Source organism: Corynebacterium hansenii (genome assembly GCF_030408795.1).
Taxonomy (GTDB): domain Bacteria; phylum Actinomycetota; class Actinomycetes; order Mycobacteriales; family Mycobacteriaceae; genus Corynebacterium; species Corynebacterium hansenii.
Map to the genome: position 1 here is coordinate 1,943,675 of NZ_CP047211.1, position 19,282 is coordinate 1,962,956.

19 protein-coding genes are annotated in these 19,282 nt (G+C 70.1%); 9 read left to right on the forward strand and 10 right to left on the reverse strand.

Annotation, left to right across the window (positions count from 1 at the left end; all coding sequences use genetic code 11):
- The first annotated feature begins 9 nt into the window (after window positions 1–9).
- From CHAN_RS08425 to CHAN_RS08440, 4 genes are all read left to right on the forward strand, one after another.
- Window positions 10–1,134 (forward strand): polyprenyl synthetase family protein, encoded by a 1,125-nt coding sequence (locus tag CHAN_RS08425; RefSeq protein ID WP_377748446.1) that lies wholly within the window; start codon window positions 10–12, stop codon window positions 1,132–1,134.
- 46 nt (window positions 1,135–1,180) lie between these two features.
- The gene (crtI, locus tag CHAN_RS08430; RefSeq protein ID WP_290288645.1) at window positions 1,181–2,860 is read left to right on the forward strand and encodes a phytoene desaturase family protein; all 1,680 of its coding nucleotides are present in this window, start codon (window positions 1,181–1,183) and stop codon (window positions 2,858–2,860) included.
- Window positions 2,857–4,476 (forward strand): alpha-(1->6)-mannopyranosyltransferase A, encoded by a 1,620-nt coding sequence (locus tag CHAN_RS08435; protein WP_290288648.1) that lies wholly within the window; start codon window positions 2,857–2,859, stop codon window positions 4,474–4,476. Before crtI ends, CHAN_RS08435 begins: the two co-directional genes overlap by 4 nt.
- Window positions 4,477–4,615: 139 nt before the next feature.
- Entirely contained in the window at window positions 4,616–5,746 is a 1,131-nt protein-coding gene (locus CHAN_RS08440) for an alpha/beta hydrolase (protein WP_290288651.1), read from the forward strand.
- Window positions 5,747–5,861: 115 nt separating this feature from the next.
- On the opposite strand, the gene CHAN_RS08445 is transcribed toward CHAN_RS08440, so the two are convergent.
- A complete protein-coding gene (locus tag CHAN_RS08445; RefSeq protein WP_048744580.1) occupies window positions 5,862–6,227 on the reverse strand; it encodes an Rv2175c family DNA-binding protein in 366 nt (121 codons plus the stop codon).
- Between the two features lie 101 nt (window positions 6,228–6,328).
- Between CHAN_RS08445 and CHAN_RS08450 the strand changes: the two genes are divergently transcribed.
- Window positions 6,329–8,776 carry a Stk1 family PASTA domain-containing Ser/Thr kinase gene (locus tag CHAN_RS08450; RefSeq protein WP_290288660.1) on the forward strand — a complete coding sequence of 816 codons (2,448 nt, stop codon included), beginning with the start codon at window positions 6,329–6,331 and terminating at the stop codon, window positions 8,774–8,776.
- Window positions 8,777–8,798: 22 nt separating this feature from the next.
- Here the strand turns inward: CHAN_RS08450 and CHAN_RS08455 are convergent, their stop codons facing one another.
- Both CHAN_RS08455 and CHAN_RS08460 read right to left on the reverse strand, forming a co-directional pair.
- Complete coding sequence (locus CHAN_RS08455; protein WP_290288662.1) at window positions 8,799–9,590, reverse strand: anti-sigma factor; 792 nt, start codon at window positions 9,588–9,590, stop codon at window positions 8,799–8,801.
- Entirely contained in the window at window positions 9,587–10,111 is a 525-nt protein-coding gene (locus tag CHAN_RS08460; RefSeq protein ID WP_241485499.1) for a sigma-70 family RNA polymerase sigma factor, read from the reverse strand. The genes CHAN_RS08455 and CHAN_RS08460 overlap by 4 nt, the downstream gene beginning before the upstream one ends.
- 348 nt (window positions 10,112–10,459) lie before the next feature.
- Here CHAN_RS08460 and CHAN_RS08465 point away from each other — a divergent pair, with 348 nt between their 5' ends.
- On the forward strand, window positions 10,460–11,122 hold the full coding sequence (locus tag CHAN_RS08465) for a fasciclin domain-containing protein (protein ID WP_290288671.1): 663 nt from the start codon (window positions 10,460–10,462) through the stop codon (window positions 11,120–11,122).
- Window positions 11,123–11,263: 141 nt separating this feature from the next.
- On the opposite strand, the gene CHAN_RS08470 is transcribed toward CHAN_RS08465, so the two are convergent.
- The 3 genes from CHAN_RS08470 to CHAN_RS08480 all read right to left on the reverse strand — a co-directional run bounded on the left by CHAN_RS08470 (window position 11,264) and on the right by CHAN_RS08480 (window position 14,202).
- Window positions 11,264–12,652: a class II 3-deoxy-7-phosphoheptulonate synthase gene (locus CHAN_RS08470; RefSeq protein WP_048744590.1), complete on the reverse strand. Its 1,389-nt coding sequence runs from the start codon at window positions 12,650–12,652 to the stop codon at window positions 11,264–11,266.
- A gap of 251 nt (window positions 12,653–12,903) precedes the next feature.
- Window positions 12,904–13,395 carry a polyadenylate-specific 3'-exoribonuclease AS gene (locus CHAN_RS08475; RefSeq protein WP_048744592.1) on the reverse strand — a complete coding sequence of 164 codons (492 nt, stop codon included), beginning with the start codon at window positions 13,393–13,395 and terminating at the stop codon, window positions 12,904–12,906.
- Window positions 13,396–13,443: 48 nt separating this feature from the next.
- Window positions 13,444–14,202, reverse strand: a complete 759-nt coding sequence (locus CHAN_RS08480) for a lysophospholipid acyltransferase family protein (RefSeq protein WP_290288680.1) — start codon at window positions 14,200–14,202, stop codon at window positions 13,444–13,446.
- Window positions 14,203–14,766: 564 nt separating this feature from the next.
- Between CHAN_RS08480 and CHAN_RS08485 the strand changes: the two genes are divergently transcribed.
- From CHAN_RS08485 to CHAN_RS08495, 3 genes are all read left to right on the forward strand, one after another.
- Window positions 14,767–15,657: a RelA/SpoT-related domain-containing protein gene (locus CHAN_RS08485; protein WP_290288683.1), complete on the forward strand. Its 891-nt coding sequence runs from the start codon at window positions 14,767–14,769 to the stop codon at window positions 15,655–15,657.
- Window position 15,658: 1 nt separating this feature from the next.
- A complete protein-coding gene (locus tag CHAN_RS08490) occupies window positions 15,659–15,877 on the forward strand; it encodes a hypothetical protein (protein WP_290288686.1) in 219 nt (72 codons plus the stop codon).
- A gap of 225 nt (window positions 15,878–16,102) precedes the next feature.
- Entirely contained in the window at window positions 16,103–16,285 is a 183-nt protein-coding gene (locus tag CHAN_RS08495; protein ID WP_290288689.1) for a hypothetical protein, read from the forward strand.
- A 71-nt stretch (window positions 16,286–16,356) separates the two neighbouring features.
- Here the strand turns inward: CHAN_RS08495 and CHAN_RS08500 are convergent, their stop codons facing one another.
- The 4 genes from CHAN_RS08500 to CHAN_RS08515 all read right to left on the reverse strand — a co-directional run bounded on the left by CHAN_RS08500 (window position 16,357) and on the right by CHAN_RS08515 (window position 19,249).
- Window positions 16,357–16,740: a hypothetical protein gene (locus tag CHAN_RS08500; protein WP_290288692.1), complete on the reverse strand. Its 384-nt coding sequence runs from the start codon at window positions 16,738–16,740 to the stop codon at window positions 16,357–16,359.
- The gene (locus CHAN_RS08505) at window positions 16,724–17,140 is read right to left on the reverse strand and encodes a hypothetical protein (RefSeq protein WP_290288695.1); all 417 of its coding nucleotides are present in this window, start codon (window positions 17,138–17,140) and stop codon (window positions 16,724–16,726) included. The genes CHAN_RS08500 and CHAN_RS08505 overlap by 17 nt, the downstream gene beginning before the upstream one ends.
- Window positions 17,137–17,505 (reverse strand): phage holin, encoded by a 369-nt coding sequence (locus CHAN_RS08510; RefSeq protein WP_290288698.1) that lies wholly within the window; start codon window positions 17,503–17,505, stop codon window positions 17,137–17,139. The genes CHAN_RS08505 and CHAN_RS08510 overlap by 4 nt, the downstream gene beginning before the upstream one ends.
- 130 nt (window positions 17,506–17,635) lie before the next feature.
- A complete protein-coding gene (locus CHAN_RS08515; RefSeq protein ID WP_290288701.1) occupies window positions 17,636–19,249 on the reverse strand; it encodes a glycoside hydrolase domain-containing protein in 1,614 nt (537 codons plus the stop codon).
- Between the last annotated feature and the right edge of the window lie 33 nt (window positions 19,250–19,282).

A 19,282-nucleotide genomic window follows, 5' to 3' on the forward strand; every position in this document is an offset into this window, starting at 1 on the left:
GGTGGCGCAATGGCCGACTCGGCGAAGTACCCGGCGATCGAACCCGGGATGTCCCCCCGGGACGTCCCCGCCGCCGTGACCGGGGCATTGACGGACTTCTTCGACGCGCGGTCGGCGATGGTCGCGGACATCGACGAGGAATTTTCCCACGTCATCGGCGCATTGGCCGATTTCACCCTGCAGGGCGGCAAGCGCGTCCGCCCCGCCTTCGCCTGGGCGGGATGGCTCGGCGCCGGGGGTGACCGCGGCCCGAACTCCACCCCCGAAGACGCGGATGCGGTGTTCCGCAGCGTGTGCGCGCTGGAGTTCATCCAGGCCTGCGCGCTGATCCACGACGACATCATCGACGCCTCCGACACCCGCCGGGGCAAGCCCACCGTGCACAAGGTCTTCGAGGCCCGGCATCGCGACAACGGCTGGCGCGGCGACTCCGCGCACTACGGGCGCTCCGTGGCGATTCTCGCGGGCGACGTCGCGTTGGCGTGGGCCGACGACATGTTCCACGGGTCGGGGCTGTCCGACGCCGCCCGCAACCGCGCCCGCGAACCCTGGTGGCACATGCGCACCGAGGTGCTCGGCGGCCAGCTGCTCGACATCACCGCGGAATCCTCCGGGGACTCGCGCGTCGGCGTCGCCGAGAAGGTCAACCGATTCAAGACCGCCGCCTACACCATCGAACGCCCCCTGCACATCGGCGCGGCCATCGCCGGGGCCGGCGAGGACGTCATCGCGGCCTACCGCGAGTTCGGCCGGGACATCGGCATCGCCTTCCAGCTGCGCGACGACCAGCTCGGCGTCTTCGGCGATCCGGAGGTCACCGGCAAGCCCGCCGGCGACGACCTGCGCGAAGGCAAGCGCACCGTGCTCGTCGCGACCGCGCTGGAGCGGCTGCGCGCCACCGACCCCGACGGGGCGCACTACCTCGACGAGAAACTCGGCCGCGTGGAGGGCCCCGACGACATCGCCGAACTGCGCGATCTCATCCGCGCCTCCGGCGCCGACGAACTGCTCGAAATCGAAATCGACCGGCTGACCCGCCTCGGGTTGGCGTCCCTGGAATCCGCCCCGATCGTCGAGGAACAGCGCGAGCGCCTGGCCGACATGGGCCGGCGCGCCACCGCCCGCACCTGGTGACCGCGCCGCCGGACCACCCGCGAAAAACAGACGAGGACGAACCGCCTTGCAGAACCCCGCTTCCGCCATCATGAAGTTCCTGCCGCTGTCGCCGGTGCCGGTGCCCCGGCGCCGCGTCCCCGCCGCAGCCGACGGGAAGGCCCGGAACATCGTCGTCATCGGCGCGGGCCTGTCCGGCCTGACCGCGGCGCTGCACCTGACCGGCGCGGGCCACCGCGTCACGGTCGTGGAATCCGCCGATCACGTCGGCGGGCGCTGCGCCACCGAAGACGTCGCCGTGCCCGGCGCCGGCGTCACCGTCCGGGCCGACACGGGCGCCACGGTGTGGACGATGCCCCAGTTGGTGGACTCCGCGCTGTCGGCCGTCGGAAAGCGCGTCGACGACGTCGACCCGGATTTCCGGGTCCGGCGCATGGCCCCCGCCTACCACGCGACGTTCCACGACGGCCGCTCCATCGACGTCTACGGCGACGCTTCCCGCATGGCCGCGGAGATCACCCGTTTCGCGGAGGCCGGCGGCGACGACCCGGCCCCGCGCGTCGACGGCTACCTGCGCATGCGCGAGTGGCTGGCGCAGATGTTCGGATCCGCCTACCCGCACTTCATGGCCGCGAGCTTCGATTCCCCCCTGGATCTGGTCGGCGATTCCGGTGCGGCCGGGGACCTGGGCCACCTGGTGCAGCTCGGCGCGTTCGGCTCGCTGGGCCGCAGGGTCGAGGATCTGCTCGGCGACGATCTGCTGGCGCGCGTGTTCAGCTTCCAGTCGCTGTACGCCGGCGTCGCCCCGAAGGATGCGCGGGCGGTGTACGGCTGCATCGCGCACATGGACACGACGATGGGCGTGTACTACCCGACGGCGTCGCGCACCGGGTCCGGGATGGGCGCGATCGCGGGCATCATGGCCGACGCGTTCGTCGGCGCCGGCGGCGAACTGCGCTTGTCGACGCCCGTGTCCGGCCTGTCCGTCGACGCCGCCGGAAAGGGCGTGACGGCGGTGCTCGGCCCCGACGGCCCGATCCCCTGCGACGGCATCGTGGCCACCGTCGACCTGCCGATCGTGGAAGGCTGGCTCGACGCCGCCGGCGCGCCCGCGAAGAAGCGGCTGGTGCCCACCAGGACCTCGCCGTCGGCGATGGTCGCCCACGGCGCCGCGCCGGTCGACGTCACGCGCAATTGGCCGGACCGCCACCACCTGATCTCCTTCGGCGAGGCCTGGGACGAGACGTTCCGCGAGATTTCCTCGCCCCGCGCGGGATCGCTCATGTCCGATCCGTCGCTGCTGGTCACCCGCCCCGCCGTGACCGCCCCCGACCGCATCGTCGCCGACTCCGACGGCCGCGAGTGGGAGCCGGTCAGCATTCTCGCCCCCTGCCCGAACCTCGTCTCCGCCGACGTCGCCTGGGATCTCGTCGGCCCCGCCCACCTCGCCGAAGTCACCGCGCTGCTGGATCGCCGCGGATTGCCGGGAATCGCGGAGCAGTGGGTCCTCGGCGCACTCGACACCCCCGCCACCTGGGCCGAGCAGGGGATGATCGACGGCAGCCCGTTCGGGCTGGCGCACCTGTTCCGCCAGACCGGCCCGTTCCGGCCGCGGAACCTGTCCCCGCGCCTGCCGTCCAACCTCGTGCTCGCGGGATCGACGACCGTGCCCGGCGTCGGGGTGCCCACGGTCATGCTTTCCGGCGCGCTGGCCGCCGACCGGTTCACGGGAGGTGCGGTCCGGTGAGCGCCGACGCCACGGCCGGCACCACGGCCAACGCCGCAACCGGCGCCCCGGCGGACGCCACGGCCGTCGAAAAGCCCGGGGACGCCGGCACCCGCCGCGGCCGCTGGTGGACCGACCCCGCGAAACTCGGCTTGGCGGCGGCGCTGCTGCTGGCCCTCGGGTCCTACGGCGCGGGGGCGACCCGCTACCGCGGCGGCGTCGTCGAGGCGCTGGGCCTGGGCTGGATCACCTACGGCCACGGTTTCGCGCTGTTCGAGATCTTCATCTGGGTCGGCATTCTCGGCGTGCTCGGGGCGTGGCTGCTGGCCGGGCGCCGCCTCATCTGGGAGGACCGCCGCCCCGCGCTGGACCGGTTGCGCGACCTGAACCGTTCGCTGCTGTGGTGGCTGGTCCCGCTGTCGGTGTCCGCCCCGATCTTCTCGCGCGACATTTACTCGTACCTGATGCAGGGCGCGATGATGCGCGACGGCTTCGACCCGTACACGGAGGGCGCCGCGGTCAACCCGGGCCCCATGCTGCTGGAGGTCTCCGCCGACTGGCGCAACACCACCACGCCGTATGGCCCGCTGCACCTGGGCATCAACGAGGTGATCACCCGCATCGTCGGCGACGGCATCTCCGTCGGCGTGGTGCTGTTCCGCATCCTGTGCATCCTCGGCTTCCTGGCCATCGCGTGGTCGGTGCCGCGGATCGCGCTGAAGCTCGGGGGCGATCCGGCACTGGCGCAGTGGCTGGGCGTGCTCAATCCGCTGGTGCTGCTGCACCTGGTGGCGGGGTTGCACAACGAGTCGATCATGGTCGGGCTGGTGTCGCTGGCGCTGGTGGCGGGGCTGTCCATGCCGCGGCTGCGCGGCGCGATCGTCGCGTCGTTGCTCGTGGGGGTGGCGGTCTCGCTGAAGGCGACGGCCGTCATCGCCCTGCCGTTCCTGGTGTGGATCGCGGTGACCCGCGGCGGCGAGCTGCCGCGCTGGGGCGACGTGTTCCGGCGCCTGCCGTCGCTGTTGGGCTACGGGCTCGGCATGTCCGCGCTGATGCTCGGCGCGTTGACGGCCGTGACCTGGGCGACCGGCTCGACGTGGGGATGGCTGACGGAGATCAGCGGCAACACCAAGGTGATCAACCCGCTGGCCGCCCCGTCGGCGGTGGCGGGCGTGATCGCTGCGATCATGGCGTGGATCGACGACACCGTGGTGTTCAACTCGATCGTCGCGGTGGCGCGCACGGTGTCGTCGGTGATCATGGTCGTCGGCCTGGTCGTGTGCTGGTTCGTGTTCCGGCAGGATCCGCGCCGCAGCATGGCGGGCATGCTCGCCGCGTATGGCGTGGCCGTGGTGTTCAACGCCGTGGCGCTGCCCTGGTACTACGCCAGCCTGCTGACGCCCATCGGCACCTTCCGCCCGCCGCGCTGGCTGGTGCAGGGCACCGTCGTGGCGACGCTGATCCTGTGCATGTCCTTCTCCGGCGGCGGCAACAACCGCTTCTACGACGTGCCCTGGATGCTCGTGGTCACCGTCGCCGCCTGGTTCGCGTTGCGGTGGCTGGTCAACGGCGACGTGCGCCGGCCCGTGCGGTGGAAGGGCACGCTTGACGACGGCCCCTCGTCCGCCCCCTCATGAGGCTTTTTCCGCGCCGGACCGTTCCGTGCCGGGCTTTTGCCGCCACGGGCTTTTCCGCTCCCGGCTTTTGCCGCTCCAGTCTTTTCCCGCCCATTCCGGCGGCGGACCGTCGCCGGCCGCACATGAAAGAGAGTGCCCGATGATCCCTTCCCCATCCCCCGCGGCGCGCACCGGTTTCCGGCGCGGCCTGGGGGCCGCCGCGGCGGCGCTGCTGGCCCTGCCTCTGCTCGCCGGTGGCGCGGCGGCGCAACCTTCCGCCACGGGTTCCTCCCCCGCGACGGGATCCTCCGACGTGGGCCTCGGCCCCGAAGGCATCGGGCTGGGCCAGGTCCAGTCACCCGTCATGCCGGCTCCCGAGGGCACGATCCGCGCCGATTTTTCGGTGCCCGGACCCCACGAAGTCGCCGCGACCCGCGAAGTGCAATCCTGCGATGACCTGGTGTATTCGCTGTACAACACCCTGTTGACCCACGCGTTCGACGTCAAGGAGCTGCCGTCGTGCTACGACGTCGTGCCGACCGGCGGCCGCAGCCCCGTGGGCGTCGAGTACTACTATCCGGCCGGTTTGGCGGAGGGGACGATGGAATCCGCTCCCCTGATCGTGCTGTCGCCCGGCATCGCCACCAACCCGGGGATGCTCGACCGGCAGGCGCGGCTCTACGCCGGCCACGGGTACGTGGTGGCGCTGGGCTATTCCTTCCTCAACTGGTTCGGCTACCAGGTGGAGCTGGCCGCCAAGGGCGCCGTGGACCAGTCGCTGTCCCCGGGGTCGCCGCTGCACGGCAAGATCGACTTCTCGCGCACCATCCTCGCGGGCCATTCGGCCGGCGGCGGTTCGGTGGCGCGCATGGGGTCGCTGCTGGACGGGGCGATCAACGGCTACCGCGACGTCGGATTCCGCACCGCGGGCTTCGTCGATCTGATGGGCGGGCCCGCCGACGGGGGCGCGACGTCGCCGCCTCCGTCGGTGCCCGCGCTTTTCGTCGTCGCGGAGCACGAATCGCTCGTCCCCTGGCCCGCGACTCGGCGGTCCTACGACCGCCATGCGGGCCCCGCGTGGTGGACGGTGGTCGCCGGAACCACGCACGGTTCCTACCTCGACGACCCGAAGTACAACGCCATCGGCGCCCTGGTCCTGTCGTTCGCCGAGTACGTCACGGGCAATGGTTCGCAGTCGGGCACCCCGAACCCCGCCGCCGTCTTCGAGGGCGACGGCTACCGCCTCGCGTCGGATCCGGAGCTCAAGCTCACCGAGCGCAAGGGACTCTGACGCCGGGCCCGCGCAACGCGGGCGTCGTCATGGCGGCGCCCCGCGTCGTCGTCGCGACGGCGACGCAACGGCGACGCGCAGGCGGCGGGCTCCCTCAGGCGGTGGTACCTCGCGGTTAAAACGCCATCGCCTGGGCGCGGCGGATGACCTCGCGCGCCAGATGCCCGTGCAGCCCGTCGATGGGCCGGCCGGGCAGGGAGTCATCCTCGGCCCACAGCCAGGTCAGCGCCTCCTCGGGCCGGTAACCGCCGTCGGAGAGCACCGCCAGGGCGCCGGAGACGAACTTGTTCACGCCGTCGTCGTCGAGGAACAGCGCCGGCACCTGCGGCACGCCGCGGCGATCGACCGCGACGAGCTTGCCCTCCTGCAGCAGCGCGTGGACGCGGGTCACCGGCACGCCGAGGCGGTCGGCGACGTCGGGGACCACCAGCGTTTCTTCGTCGGCGGGCAGAACATCGGGGCACGTGGGGATCTTTCTCACGCCGTCACCATACCGCGATCCGCACCCGCCCCCGACCGCGTTGGCACCGCTGCCCAGCGGTCGGTCATACTGGTGGGCGGCAACGGAGGGAGAACAGGCTGATGGCTGAAGTGAGCGAGGGCGACATCCTCGACGGCCGGTACCGCATCGGTCCGCTCATCGCGCGCGGAGGCATGAGCTCCGTCCATCGCGCGACGGACCTGCGGTTGGGCCGCGACGTCGCGGCGAAGGTGATGGACCCCCGCTTCGTCCACGACGAATCCTTCCGCGTCCGCTTCGAGCGCGAGGCCCGCGCGGTGGCGCGCATGGCGGACGAATCCCTGGTCAACGTCTACGACCAGGGCCACGACGACGCCGGGCACGTGTTCCTGATCATGGAGCTCGTCGACGGCGGCACGCTGCGCGAGCTTCTGCGCGAGCGCGGCCCCATGCCCCCGCACGCGGCGGCGGCGGTGCTCGGCCCGGTGCTCCGCGCGCTGTCGCTGGCGCACGACCGGGCGATGGTGCACCGCGACATCAAGCCGGAGAACGTGCTCATCTCCGATTCCGGCAAGGTGAAGCTGGCCGACTTCGGTCTGGTTCGCGCCGCGGCGGATTCGAAGGTCACGTCCAATTCGGTGATCGTGGGCACGGTCGGCTACCTCTCCCCCGAGCAGGTCACCGGTGCGGAGATGACCCCGGCGTCGGACGTGTATTCCACGGGCATCCTGCTCTACGAGTTGTTGACGGGGTCGACGCCGTTCACGGGCGACACGTCGCTGGCGGTGGCGCTGCAGCGGCTGAACAAGGACGTCCCCCCTCCCTCGGAGGCCATCGACGGCGTGCCGCCGGAGTTCGACGACCTGGTCGCCCGCGCCTGCGCCCGCGCCCCGGAGGATCGTTTCGCGTCGGCGGCGGAGTTCGCCGCGGAGCTCGACGACATCGTCGACGAGCTGGGGCTGCCCCCGTTCCGCGTGCCGGCCCCGGTCGATTCGGCGGCGCACCGCGCCTCCCGGACGCGCGACGATCTTTCGGCCCCGGATCCGGAGGACGTGCGGGGAACGGAGCTTTTCGACGGCCCGCCGGCACCCGGCCTGTTCGGCCCCCATGGCCGCGACGGGATGAACGAAACCCGCCACGACGTTCCCGCCGCGCCCCTGCCGGCCCCGGGGACCTTCGCGTCGCCGGATTCCGGCGACGGTTACGCCGACCGGTACGGCGACGGTTACGCCGACCGGTACGGCGACTCTTACGACGACTCCTACGGCGACGAGGACTTCGCGCGCCGGCCCGACGGCACGGCCGTGCTGCCCGGCGCGGCATCCGGTGCCGCCGCCGGCGCGGTCCCGGGCATGCCCACGGGAATGCCCGGCCAGACGCCGTACCACGGCAACGCCCCCGCACCGCGCCATGCGGCGCCCGACGACGGAGACCACGGGCACGACCGACGTGGCGGGGCGCCGGGACGTCGTCACGCAAAGGCCCGCGAAGGACGCCAGCGCACCCGCACGGGCTGCGCCATCTGGCTGATCATCGCGCTCATCGCGACGCTGGGCATGGGCCTGGGCGCATGGTGGCTCGGCTCCGGGCGCTACGGCGAGGTGCCGTCGATCTCGGGGATGACCGAGCAGCAGGCGTCGGCTGCCGTCAGCGAAGCCGGGTTCGAGCCGATTTCGCAGCAGCGGTACCACGACGCCGTACCCCAGTCGCAGGTCATCGGCACCGAGCCCATCGCCGGGGCGCGGGCCGTCAAAGGAGCCCCGGTGGCCGTCCTGGTCAGCATGGGCCGCCCCACCGTGCCCGCCCTGCCCGCGGACCGCTCCCCCAAGCGGTACTCGGCGCTGCTGGCCGAACGCACCCTCGTCGAGGAAGCCGGCGAGCCGATGTACTCCGACTCCGTGCCCGAGGGCGACATCCTCATGACGCACCCCGCCGCGGGACAGACCGTCGCCACCGGCTCGACCGTCACCGTGCACAGGTCGAAGGGGCAGGCCCCGGTGAAGGTCCCCGACGTCATCGGGCTCTCCCTGGACGACGCTCGCAAGGTCATCGAGGACGCCGGCCTGAAGGTCTCCGACGTCACGGACGAATACTCCGCGACCCGCGACCCGAAATCCGTGCTGTCGGTCACCCCCGAACCCGGCACCGGGCTGGCCCGCGGCTCCGACGTCACCCTGGCCGTGAACAACGGCATCGAGGTGCCCGACGTCGAGGGGCTGCCGCTGGACGAAGCCCGCAGAAAACTCACCGAGGCCGGGCTGGTCGTCCGCAACGTCACCAAGTCGGAATCCTCGCCGCGCAGGGCGGGCCAGGTCGACTCCACGACGCCGCAGGCCGGCACCGTCGTCGACCCCGCCGACTCCGCGGTGGACATCGTGGTCTCCGACCGCGTGGAAGTGCCCAACGTCCTCGGCTCGAAGATCGGCGACGCCCGCAAGACGCTCCGGGAAGCCGGCCTGCGACTGAAGATCAGCGGCGACGCCACCGACGACGACCGCATCTACAGCCAGTCGCCGCGCTCGGGCAGCGACGCCAAGCGCGGCGACGTGGTCACCGTCCGCGGGTTCTAGCGGGCGCCGCGCCGGCTCCCGGTCAGCGCTCGAGCGGAATCTCCACCAGGGCCCGCGTCGGCGCCGTGGAGCCGCCGGTGGGCTCGACGGAGATCATCAGGCTGTCGGCGGCGTCCACGCCGTCGATCTTCACCGTCATGTCATCCGTGACGTCCTCGGGGCCCATCACGCCGACAGAACGGCTCGAGCCCCGCGCGACCAGCCACATCTGGTACGCCGTACCGGCTTCGGGGGCGGGAACGCCCGTCAAACGGACCACGGCGTCGGAGTGGCCCTCCACCCGCTCCACCGTGACCTCGCCGCCGGCGACGTCGGCCTTCTCCACCATCGTCGATGGGGCCGCGGACGGGCCGGCCACGACGGATCCGGCGTCCGCCCCATCGGATCCGCGGTCGGGCATCGACAGCCATGCGATGCCGCCGCCGATGGCGACGACCACCGCCGCAGCCGCAGCCAGGCCCCACGACCACATGCGCCCGCGATCCGCCGCACCCGCGCCCGCCGGACCGCGTCGGCCCGAACCAATGGGGGTCACGGCGGCGGGTTCCGCCGCGGGCGGCCGCTCCGCCACCGCATCCAGGACCGATCCGCGCAGCTCCGGGGGTGGTTCGGCTGCGGCGGACGCGGCCAAATCCGCCGCGTCACGGCGATAGCGTTCCACGCGGTCGTCGAAAAGCGGATCGCGCTCGCGGAGTTCCCGGACCACGTGCTCGTCCTCCGGGTCGACCGCATCGACCGCGACGAGCGCGGCCCACAAATCCGAATCGGAGGCGCCGCCGCCGGCGGGCCCGTCGCCGATGTCGTAGCCGGTCATTGGTCCAGGCACCTCCTCAGTGCGATCAAACCATCCCTGATCCGCGACTTCACCGCCGACAATCCGGCATCGAGCATCCGCGCGATCTCCTTCTGCGTCATCCCGCCGAAATAGGCCAGATCCAGCGCCTGCCGCTGCAACTCGGACAGCGTGCCCAGGCATTCGGCGACTTCCCGGCGCTCGTCGTCGGCGAGGACCTCCTCGTCCGCGCCGCCACCCGCCCGACCCGCGGCATCGCGGTCGGCTGCGGCATCGTCCCGCCTGCGGCCCGCCTCGATGCTGCGCACCGCATCGACGGCCCGGCGGTGCGCGATGGCCAGGACCCAACCGGCCACCGAACCCCGGTCCGCGTCGAACGTCGCGGCGGAATCCCAGATGGCCAGCCACGCTTCCTGCGCGACGTCCTCGGCGATCTTCGGGTCCACCGCGATGCGCAGGGACATCCCGTACACGCGCGCGCCGAACCGATCGTAGAGCTCCGCGAACGCCGCACGATCACCCGCGGCGACCCTGCCGATCAATTCACCTTCGGCAATGACGCGAAGCGGCCGCGGTTCGGGCGAAACCGGTGGGGGCACGTGCCCTCCCTTCTTGGCCTGGCACGCGCGGGCCCGGGGCGGGGCGACGCGGGTGCGGTCCAGTCACCCCCGACAGTAGTGCGGGACGCTTCCCCGGAAAAAATTCCGGCCCAAACCCATCCCCGGTCCCTTCGGCTCCGAACACACCGTGACGGCCGGCAATCGCGGAACGCGGATTGCAGGACCGACAAGGGTTTTCGCCGCTCCGCCCCCCACCGGCGAGCCGACGGGAACCGCGCCCCATCCACGCCGGGCCCGCGCACGGGCCCCTCCATCCGTAAAGGACACGACATGCGCACCACGAACCGACGCACCGCCGGCGCCGCCGCGATGCTCGCCGTCTCCGCCCTCGCCCTCGTCGCGTGCGGCGACGAAGCCATTGACGTCGACGCCCCCGCACCATCGACCGCCTCGTCCACGGCGGAAAGCACCGCCACCGAGACCTCGGCCGCGGGCGACGGCGCCCCCGCCGGGCCGGGTTGCCGGGCCTATGCCGACGCCCACCCGGATGGCCCTGCGTCGCTGGAGACGATCTCCGGCCAGAACATCGTCGACGCCATCCCGAACATCCCGGAACTGGCCACCCTCACCTCCGCGCTGACCGGCGGCCTGAACCCCGACGTCAACCTCGTGGCGACGCTGAAGGACGGCGAATGGACCATCTTCGCGCCGACCGAGGACGCCTTCGCCAAGGTCGACGCGGACACCCTGGAAGCCCTGAAGACCGACGCCGACCTGCTGACCGGCGTGCTCACCTACCACGTCGTCGATGGCCGGGCGGGCCTCGACGCGGTGAAGGGCTCGCACACCACCGTGCAGGGTGCGGAACTGAAGGTGACCGGGGACGGCGACATGATGAAGGTCAACGACGCCTCCATCGCCTGCGGCGGCATCAAGACGGGCAACGCGACCGTCTACCTGATCGACTCCGTCCTCCTGCCCCCGACGCAGTAGGCCACGGACGACGGGCCCGATCGAATGGGCGGGGCGGCCCTCTCCCGCGATGCCCCGCCCCATCCACAACGCGACGAAGCCGGCTCCCTTTCCCGGGAGCCGGCTTCGTCGGTGGTTGGGCCGGGCTGGCGCGCCGATCCCCTAGTTGCGCAGCATCTCCGCGACCAGGAAGGACAGCTCCAGCGACTGCTGGGTGTTCAGGCGCGGGTCGCACGCGGAGGCGTAGCGGCCCGGCAGGTCGACGTCGGCAATGTCCTGGGCGCCGCCGAGGCACTCGGTGACGTCCTCGCCGGTGAGCTCGATGTGCAGGCCGCCCGGGTGGGAGCCGATGGACCGGTGGACCTCGAAGAAGCCCTGGACTTCGTCGACGATGCGGTCGAAGTGGCGGGTCTTGTAGCCGTTTGACGCGGCGTAGGTGTTGCCGTGCATCGGGTCGCACTGCCAGATGACCTTGTGGCCGGTGGCCTCGACGGCCTCGACGATCGGGGGCAGCACGGTGCGGACCTTGTCGTTGCCCATCCGCGACGTCAGCGTCAGGCGGCCGGGCTGGAACAGCGGGTCCAGCTTCTCCACGTAGGCGATGGCCTCTTCCGGCGTGGTCTTCGGGCCGATCTTCACGCCGACGGGGTTGCCGATCAGCGCCGCCAGCGCCACGTGGAAGTCCTCGAGGCCGCGGGTGCGCTCGCCGATCCACAGCTGGTGGGCGGACAGGTTGTACAGCTTGTCGTCGCCGGACTCGTCGTGGGCCAGGCGCAGCATCGCGCGCTCGTAGTCGACGACGAGCGCCTCGTGCGAGCAGTAGATGTCGGCGGTCTGCAGGTTGGAGTCGGACACGCCGCAGGCCTGCATGAAGCGCAGCGCGTGGTCGATTTCGCGGGCCAGGTCCTCGTAGCGGGCGCCGGCCGGGGAGTTGGTGACGAACTCGCGGTTCCACTCGTGCAGGCGGTGCAGGTCGGCGGTGCCGGAGCCGGTCAGGGCGCGGACCAGGTTCATGGCGGCCGAGGAGTTGGCGTAGGCGCGGACCATGCGCGCGGGGTCGTGGACGCGGGCTTCCTCGGTGGCCTCGACGCCGTTGACCATGTCGCCGCGGTAGCTGAGCAGGCCCTCGGAGTCGCGGTCGGCCGAACGGGGCTTGGCGTACTGGCCGGCGATGCGGGCCATCTTCACCACGGGCGTCGACGCGCCGTAGGTCAGGACGACGGCCATCTGCAGCAGCGTCTTGATGTTCGCCCGGATGTGGGGCTCGGTGTTGGACTCGAAGGTCTCCGCGCAGTCGCCGCCCTGGAGCAGGAAGGCGCGGCCCATGGCCACGTCGGCCAGCTCCTCCTTGAGCTTGCGGATCTCCGGCGCCACGACGATCGGCGGCACGGATTCGAGGATCCGGCGCACGTTGGCCGCCGCGGCCGGGTCCCACGACGGCTGCTGCAGCGCCTTGCGCGACAGGACGTCGTCGAAGCGCTCGCGGATGCCGTCGGGCAGCGGGGGCAGATCTGGCAGATCGTTCACGGGAAGGTCAATGGTCCAACTCACGGATGCAATCGTAGCCGACCATGTGGATGCCGCCGACGGACGGCGGATTTCGATTCCGATCGCCGGTGGATTCCCGGCTTCCCCGCAGTCATGTACCGGCAGTCAGGTATCGGCGGCCCCGTGTCGGCTGCCCCCGTCCGGGCGGCCATGCCCCGGCGGCCTTGGCCCGGCGTCCCCGGCCCCGACGCACCGTGCCCGCGGCGGGGCAAGATGCTTCGCGACGGCCCGCGTTGCCTTGCGACGGCCCGCGCTCAGCGGGGAGGCCGGACCTTCGAGATCGCCCGGAAACGCACCAGATTGTGCCGCGCATCGGCCAGGGCGTCGTGACGCCCGTCGTCCTGCCTGGGCAAACGCGGCTCGCCGGCCATCTCCCAGTACTGCTTGAGCTCGCGGGTGAACCGCGGGATCCGCCGCGGCAGGCGGGTCATGTCGCCCCACAGCTGCGCCAGCACGACATGGTCGTAGGCGCCGACCCAGGCCCACAGTTCGGGGTCGCCGGCGCCGGGGGCGAGCAGGAAGCGCTCGAGATCGTCGCGGATGGTCGACCGCGGCTTCCACAGCGCCGACGAAGGGTTGGGCAGCTGGCCCAGCACGTTCGCCCGCACCCACGGGCCGGCGGCGCGGGCATCGAACTCGGAGGAGATGGCGTAGTACTCGCGCCCGTCTTCGGCGACGACACCGATGGACACCAGATCGATCGTCCGGCCGTCCTCGATGAATTCGGTGTCGTAGAAATATCGCACGACGGACAGGATAGCCCGTGCGTCGGGCGGTCCCGCCCGGTGGGGCGCCTACCCGGCCTTCTGCCCCGGCTCGATCTCCAGGCGTCCGCCGGGCTCGGTGCCCTCGGGGTAGCCGTTGCCCTTGGCCAGGGAGTCCTTCACGTCCGCGGAGTAGGCGTCGACGTAGGTCTGCCCGGACATGGCGGCCAGCGCCTTCATCAGATCGTCGGTGAGGGCGCGGGCGCAGGCGTACTCGTCGCCGCGGTCGCGGTAGTCGGCGGGGTCCAGCGGGTCGCCGATGACCACGCCGACCTTCTTCGGGCGCGGCACCCAGGTGCCGATGGGGTTGACGTCGGCGGTGCCGATCATCGCCACCGGGAAGACCTTCACTCCCGTCTGCAGCGCTACGCGGGCCAGCCCGGTCTTGCCCCGGTACAGGCGGCCGTCGGCCGAACGCGTGCCCTCGGGGTACATGCCCAGCACGTCGCCGCGGTCGAGCACCTTCACGGCGGCGTCGAGGGCGTCCTGCGCCGCGTCTCCGGACTTGCGGTCGATGGGCACCTGGCCGGTGTTGGAGAAGAAGAACTTCTGGATCCGCCCGACGATGCCCGGCGTGGTGAAGTACTCCTTCTTCGCCAGGAACGTGATCTGCCGGTCCAGCACCAGCGGGAAGAAGAACGAGTCCATGACCGCAAGGTGGTTCGACGCCATGATCGCGGGGCCCTGCTCGGGCACCTTCTCGCCGCCCTCGAAGGTGGGGCGGTTCCACACCCGCAGGAACGGGCCGATGAGCACGTACTTGAAGAACTTGTACCAGGGGTTATTCACCCGACTGAGTGTACAGGGCTTTTGGTGTTGTTCCAGTTCAGGGCGCTTTATGCGGGTGTCCCCAGTGGACTGCATGGCCTCCGTGTCCTGGGTTTACGGCGCTCGTGCGGGATTTTTGCGGGATTTTGCGCCGCCGACGCGCCCTTCGGCGTGCGTTACACATTGCCCCCCGCCCCTCTGCCCCGGCGCTGTCCGGTTGGGGGTGCGGGGTGCGCCGGGGCGTGACCGTGCGCCCGTGGTGAGCCAGTGCGAATCGCACATCAGTCCGCTCGCCCCTTAACTCTGCGCCCCACGATCACCCCTCAGGCAAGGGCTCCTGAACGAGCGTGCCGATAGCACCTTGCGCGCGTCCTACTCACCTGGACATGCACGTGAACGTGCTCAAGCCGCCCGACGCTTCGTCTTTCACCAGGGACGTTTTCACGCCTGTTTCCGCCTGGTTCTGCGCCATAGTGAGCCAAAAGTGAGCCAAACGCGAGCCAGCAATACCCCACTTCTGCAGTCAGCATCGAGCGCTGCAACCACGCGGTAAGGACACTCCCCTGTTGCCGCTAATCTCGATACATGCTCGGTGAAACGTTCCCCCACTCGAACCATCAGCTAAAGAAGCTCGGGAAGGCCCTCAAGTACGACACTCCGCACGACGTTCAGCTCTACCAAGAGTGGATGACGTGGAATGCCGAGCTTCTCGCCACGGTGTGGCTTGAACTTGACGACTGCTTAGAGAGCTTCGCCAACAGCGAGCCCCCACCACCCTTCGGGGCATTCCCACCTCTGACCAGGGATTCTTTTGAACTGTCCGGCCGGGTGAAGACCGAAGACACCACCAGGGAGAAGCTCCGCCGCAACACAACTTCCCTGAACGGCATCCAGGATATCGTCGGGCTCCGCATCGACGCGCCAATGAGACTCTCGCAACAGTCACGGCTGGCGGATCACGTCGCCGGGACGCTCCAGGCCAAAGGCGCGTCCGTCACGCTGAGAGATCTTCGCGATGGAAGTCACTGCGGCTACCGAGCGGTGCACCTTCACGCCACGTTTCCAGCTGGGCGCACAGAGATCCAGTTGCGAACTACGTACCAATCGACTTGGGCGAACTTGTACGAAGTGCTGGCCGACGTCGTTGGGCGAGAAATACGCTACAAACAGGAGTTTTCTCCTGAAGTAGAAGAAGCGCATGGCCCGATCGTTCGAAAGTTTTGGCGTGCTTCCGAAGCCCTCCACAAGTCAGACACGGAATGGAACAACTGGGTTTCAGGCTGCGAAGAGCTTATGCTTGACCTCCACAAGGTTCCCGAGCCGTACCCCGATGACTTGCAAGTCGAGATTGACAAGATCAAGGAAAGGCTGACGACGGCCCACGAAAACCGTGAGGAGGCGCGCCAGCGGCTCAGCCGGTTGGCAGACACGGTTCGCCGCCTGCCACCCGCGAACCGACAGGAAGGAGTTGTCTGAAATGCCAGGATTTTTGATCGAGTACAACCGACTCACCGGAGCCGTGGACTGCACCCAGTTCCCGAGCATCGTCGAGGCAACCATCCAGCGCATGACCCGCGACCTCACTCGCGTGGATTCCAACGTCGAAATTGTGGCTGTTACCAGCCCCAACCGCGAGTCTCTTGAGCACTCTCACTCCCGATACTTCGCGCGGCGGGAAGACCTCACGCTCGCGTGACCCCCTTGTGAAGCAACCCCCGCACCAGACGGTGAGGGGGTTGCTTGTTTTAGGTAGGTCGGCCCGCGCGGGAGCGGGGGGTGCTCAACCAGCGCGGGCCTGGCCGCCGGCGCCACCCGGGGGGGGTGGGCGTCGCGCAGCGGTTACGCAGAAGATATCCCGCGCGGCACGATTCCGCGCGTCGAGCGAGCCGGGCGGGGAACACCCGCGTGAAACGATCCTCGCATGACACAGATCATCCTTGCCCTCATCATCTCCGCCCTCATCGTCATCGGATTCGTCGCAGCTCGACGCGGCGGCTACTGGTGGATCACGGCCGCCGCCGCATGGGTGCTCGCCCTCGCGGGCGCGGCGGATTTTGTCGCCATCATGATCGCGTTCCTGGTGGACCCGCGGCCCTTCCTTTAGCACCCGAAATGCGAAAACGGCCCCGGCCGCTGCCCGTCAAAGCGGGCGGCGGCCGGGGCCGTGCTCGTTCGTCATGAAGGTGTCGGGGGCTCGCGCGGGTGCGGGCCGGGGTGGAGGTGCTCCACGAGCTCGTCGCGGACACCGGGTGGGTCGCCGTGGCGGCCGCCGGCGTTCCAGGCGACCCAGGAGCGGATGTTCGCCAGTGCGATGTCGAGCAGCGACCGCCATCGGCGGGACTCCTCTCGCACCGCTTCGACCTCGCCGCGGAGATCCTTAACCTCCCCGCGCAAATCAGAAATGTCCTGATTCTGATCCTGCATCAGCAGCTCGATCCGCCGGGTCGTGTCCTCGGCAAGCTTCGATCGGAAGCCAATGACTGCGGTTACGATCACCCCGACGAGGCCAAGGACTCCAGTGATGGCCGCACCGACGATTGCGCTATCTGAGATCTGCATCCAGCCGCCCGCCTCCTCCAGTCCATGCCGCAATGCACACGCCGAGGGTGGCTATGAGCCCGTAGTTTTTTGCGCTCACCCATGCGCGGCCGGAGGCGCCCACCGCCCACGCCTCCAGGAAGCTGGCGGCCCACACGATGTTCATGCCGACGAAAATCGCCAGGCCGATGATGCGCATGGTGCGGGACCAGATGCCGATGGCGACGATGACAGCCACGATGATCCACGCCACTCCCCACGCCTTGAGGTTGATGAGCGTGCCGGCCAGCGACAGCTGGCTGACCTCGGAGCCGCTGGGGACGAGGTAGGCGGCGGCGGTTTGGGCGCACCAGGTGCTCACTGCGGCGAGTGCGGCGATGTCGAGTAGTCGTCCGCGGGGTGTGCGTGGGGTGGTCATCATTCCCCCATGCGGTGTTCGCCGACGTAGTCGCCGCCGCCGGTGGTGGCGGCGGCGGTGCCGATGCCGAGGACGGGTGCGGCGATGGCGAGGATGGATTCCCACTGCATGTCGGAGCCGTAGCCGAGGTAGGTCATCAGCACCGTCACGGCAGCCATCAGGGAGTAGAGGGCCATGCGCCACGGGGTGTCCGAGTGGATGACCGCGAAAAGCAGGGTCACCACGGCGGTGGCCACACCCACGACCGCGGGGGCGGCGGTGGAATCGAGCACACCCCAGGACACGAGGGCGGTGACCAGGGCACCGGCGACGGCGTACCACGTCGCACGCTGACCGACCGGGACGGTGGATCGGATGGAATCGAGCATGTGTGCCTCCTAGGCATGAAAAAGACCGCCCAGGGCGGGGCGGCCGTCAGTTGATGCGAGTGACGCCCTCACTTGCTTAAGTGACGGCATCAGTTTCTTAAGTGAGCCCGTCACTGACGGGCAGTGAGGACTACTTCGGGTCGCCGGCGGCGGCGTCACCGATCAGCGGGGCGCGGAAACCGTCGACGCCGAGCTTCTCCCCGATCGCGGCGAGCCCATCGACCAGCGTGCGGCCGCCGAGCTGCTCCCAGCCGCGGTAGCGCTGCACGCCGTCGTCGTCGCGCATGCCGGCCTGCTGGTCGTGGATGCGGTTGAGCAGATCGCGATCCTGGTCATTCATGATGGTCTCCTTCGTGTCGGTGGTCGGCGCATGCGGCAGCGCCGGGGTCGGTGCGGGGGCTTCGAGCTGCTTGCGCAGCAGCCCGAGGACGTAGTCCCAGGGGAAGCCGCCCGCCGTGCGGGGCACGCCAGTGGTGCCGTCGTAACCGCCCGGATCCCAGTGATCCGAGCCGCCGTAGAACTTCGAGCAGTCCCAATGCCCGAGGATTCCCTTGCGGCCCGCGCGGAGGTCGGCCGGGGCGATACGGCGCGGCTCGATGTCGTGGAAGCGGCAGTAGTGCGCGAGGACGTCGGCAAGCTTGGCGAGCTGTGCCTTGCCGAGCGACAGCCATTGCTCTCGGGTCTGGTAGGCGGTGCCGGTGCAGCAGACGTGGAACATTTCGTCGTTGCCCAAGCTGCCCACCGACCATGTGCCGTAGACGTCGTCGTTCTGCCGGACGGTGCGGCCCGCCCGGTCGATGCCGAGGTGGTAGGAGCCGCCGGAGATATCGCGGCGGCGGTTGTACTCGGCGAGCTGATCGGCCGTCCACGCCGTCGGCCGGAGCTGGCCGGTGGCGTAGTTGTAGGCGGACTCGTCAGTGTGGATGCAGATGCCACGGCGCGCGCGGCGGGCGATGCCGTTGTCCCGCCACGTCAGCACGTCGGCGTCGCACTTGAACTGCGCGGTCGGCTTCGGCGCGGGCCCGGTCGGCAGCGACGGCGCCGTCGGCGCGGGGTCGGTGACCGTCTGGTCTTGGGACTGGTCGGGGCGCGGCGGGTGCTGGCCCCAATAGACATGCAGGATGTCGTTGACGTCGACCTGCATCCCGGCGGGCCCGGGCACGTTGTGGGTGCGCTGGTACAGCACCGCGAGCGGGTGGACGTAGTCCGGCGGGAGTTTGACCTTCGCGTCGGGATCATTGACCCACGAGCGGGTCTGCCACATGAGGAACTTTCCGGCGCCGGCGGAACCAATGACGCCGTCCTCGCGGGCCCAGTCGCACACGCGGGAGTGCCCGTAGATGCCGACGCGATCACGGCCCAGCACCTTGCACGCGGCGCGGAAATACTCGACGGCGACGCTGTTCCACTGCTTGAGGGTGATGTCGAAGTCGACGGCGAAGAACACCGGGTAGCCGGTGCGCTTGATCAGCTTCAGCTGTTCATCGGCGGCCTTGGCGTCGAGTTCGCCGCCGCGTGCGCCGCGCATGGCGTCGGGGTTGTCGGCCCCGCCGTACTGCCACACGAAAGCGGTGTCGAGCGCATTGGCCTTGTAGTCGGCGACTTCCGCCGCGGTGGCGGGCTTGCCGCGCATCCACGATTCACGCGGGGGGCTGATGTAGCGGACGGAGCCGATGTGGCCGGCGTCGCGTACCGCTTTGGCCGGGATGATCCCGGCGGAAAAATCGAGCACGGTACTGGTCACTCGTGCCCTCCTTTCGGGTTGCATGACGAAGCC

What these genes read in the sequence shown, in the direction of transcription:
- CHAN_RS08425 (WP_377748446.1), top strand. Translation starts at nt 10, where the DNA reads ATGGCCGACTCGGCGAAGTACCCGGCGATCGAACCCGGGATGTCCCCC.
- CHAN_RS08505 (WP_290288695.1), bottom strand. Translation starts at nt 17,140, where the DNA reads ATGATGACCACCCCACGCACACCCCGCGGACGACTACTCGACATCGCC.
- CHAN_RS08500 (WP_290288692.1), bottom strand. Translation starts at nt 16,740, where the DNA reads ATGCAGATCTCAGATAGCGCAATCGTCGGTGCGGCCATCACTGGAGTC.
- CHAN_RS08465 (WP_290288671.1), top strand. Translation starts at nt 10,460, where the DNA reads ATGCGCACCACGAACCGACGCACCGCCGGCGCCGCCGCGATGCTCGCC.
- CHAN_RS08440 (WP_290288651.1), top strand. Translation starts at nt 4,616, where the DNA reads ATGATCCCTTCCCCATCCCCCGCGGCGCGCACCGGTTTCCGGCGCGGC.
- CHAN_RS08495 (WP_290288689.1), top strand. Translation starts at nt 16,103, where the DNA reads ATGACACAGATCATCCTTGCCCTCATCATCTCCGCCCTCATCGTCATC.
- CHAN_RS08490 (WP_290288686.1), top strand. Translation starts at nt 15,659, where the DNA reads ATGCCAGGATTTTTGATCGAGTACAACCGACTCACCGGAGCCGTGGAC.
- CHAN_RS08485 (WP_290288683.1), top strand. Translation starts at nt 14,767, where the DNA reads ATGCTCGGTGAAACGTTCCCCCACTCGAACCATCAGCTAAAGAAGCTC.
- CHAN_RS08510 (WP_290288698.1), bottom strand. Translation starts at nt 17,505, where the DNA reads ATGCTCGATTCCATCCGATCCACCGTCCCGGTCGGTCAGCGTGCGACG.
- CHAN_RS08455 (WP_290288662.1), bottom strand. Translation starts at nt 9,590, where the DNA reads ATGACCGGCTACGACATCGGCGACGGGCCCGCCGGCGGCGGCGCCTCC.
- CHAN_RS08450 (WP_290288660.1), top strand. Translation starts at nt 6,329, where the DNA reads ATGGCTGAAGTGAGCGAGGGCGACATCCTCGACGGCCGGTACCGCATC.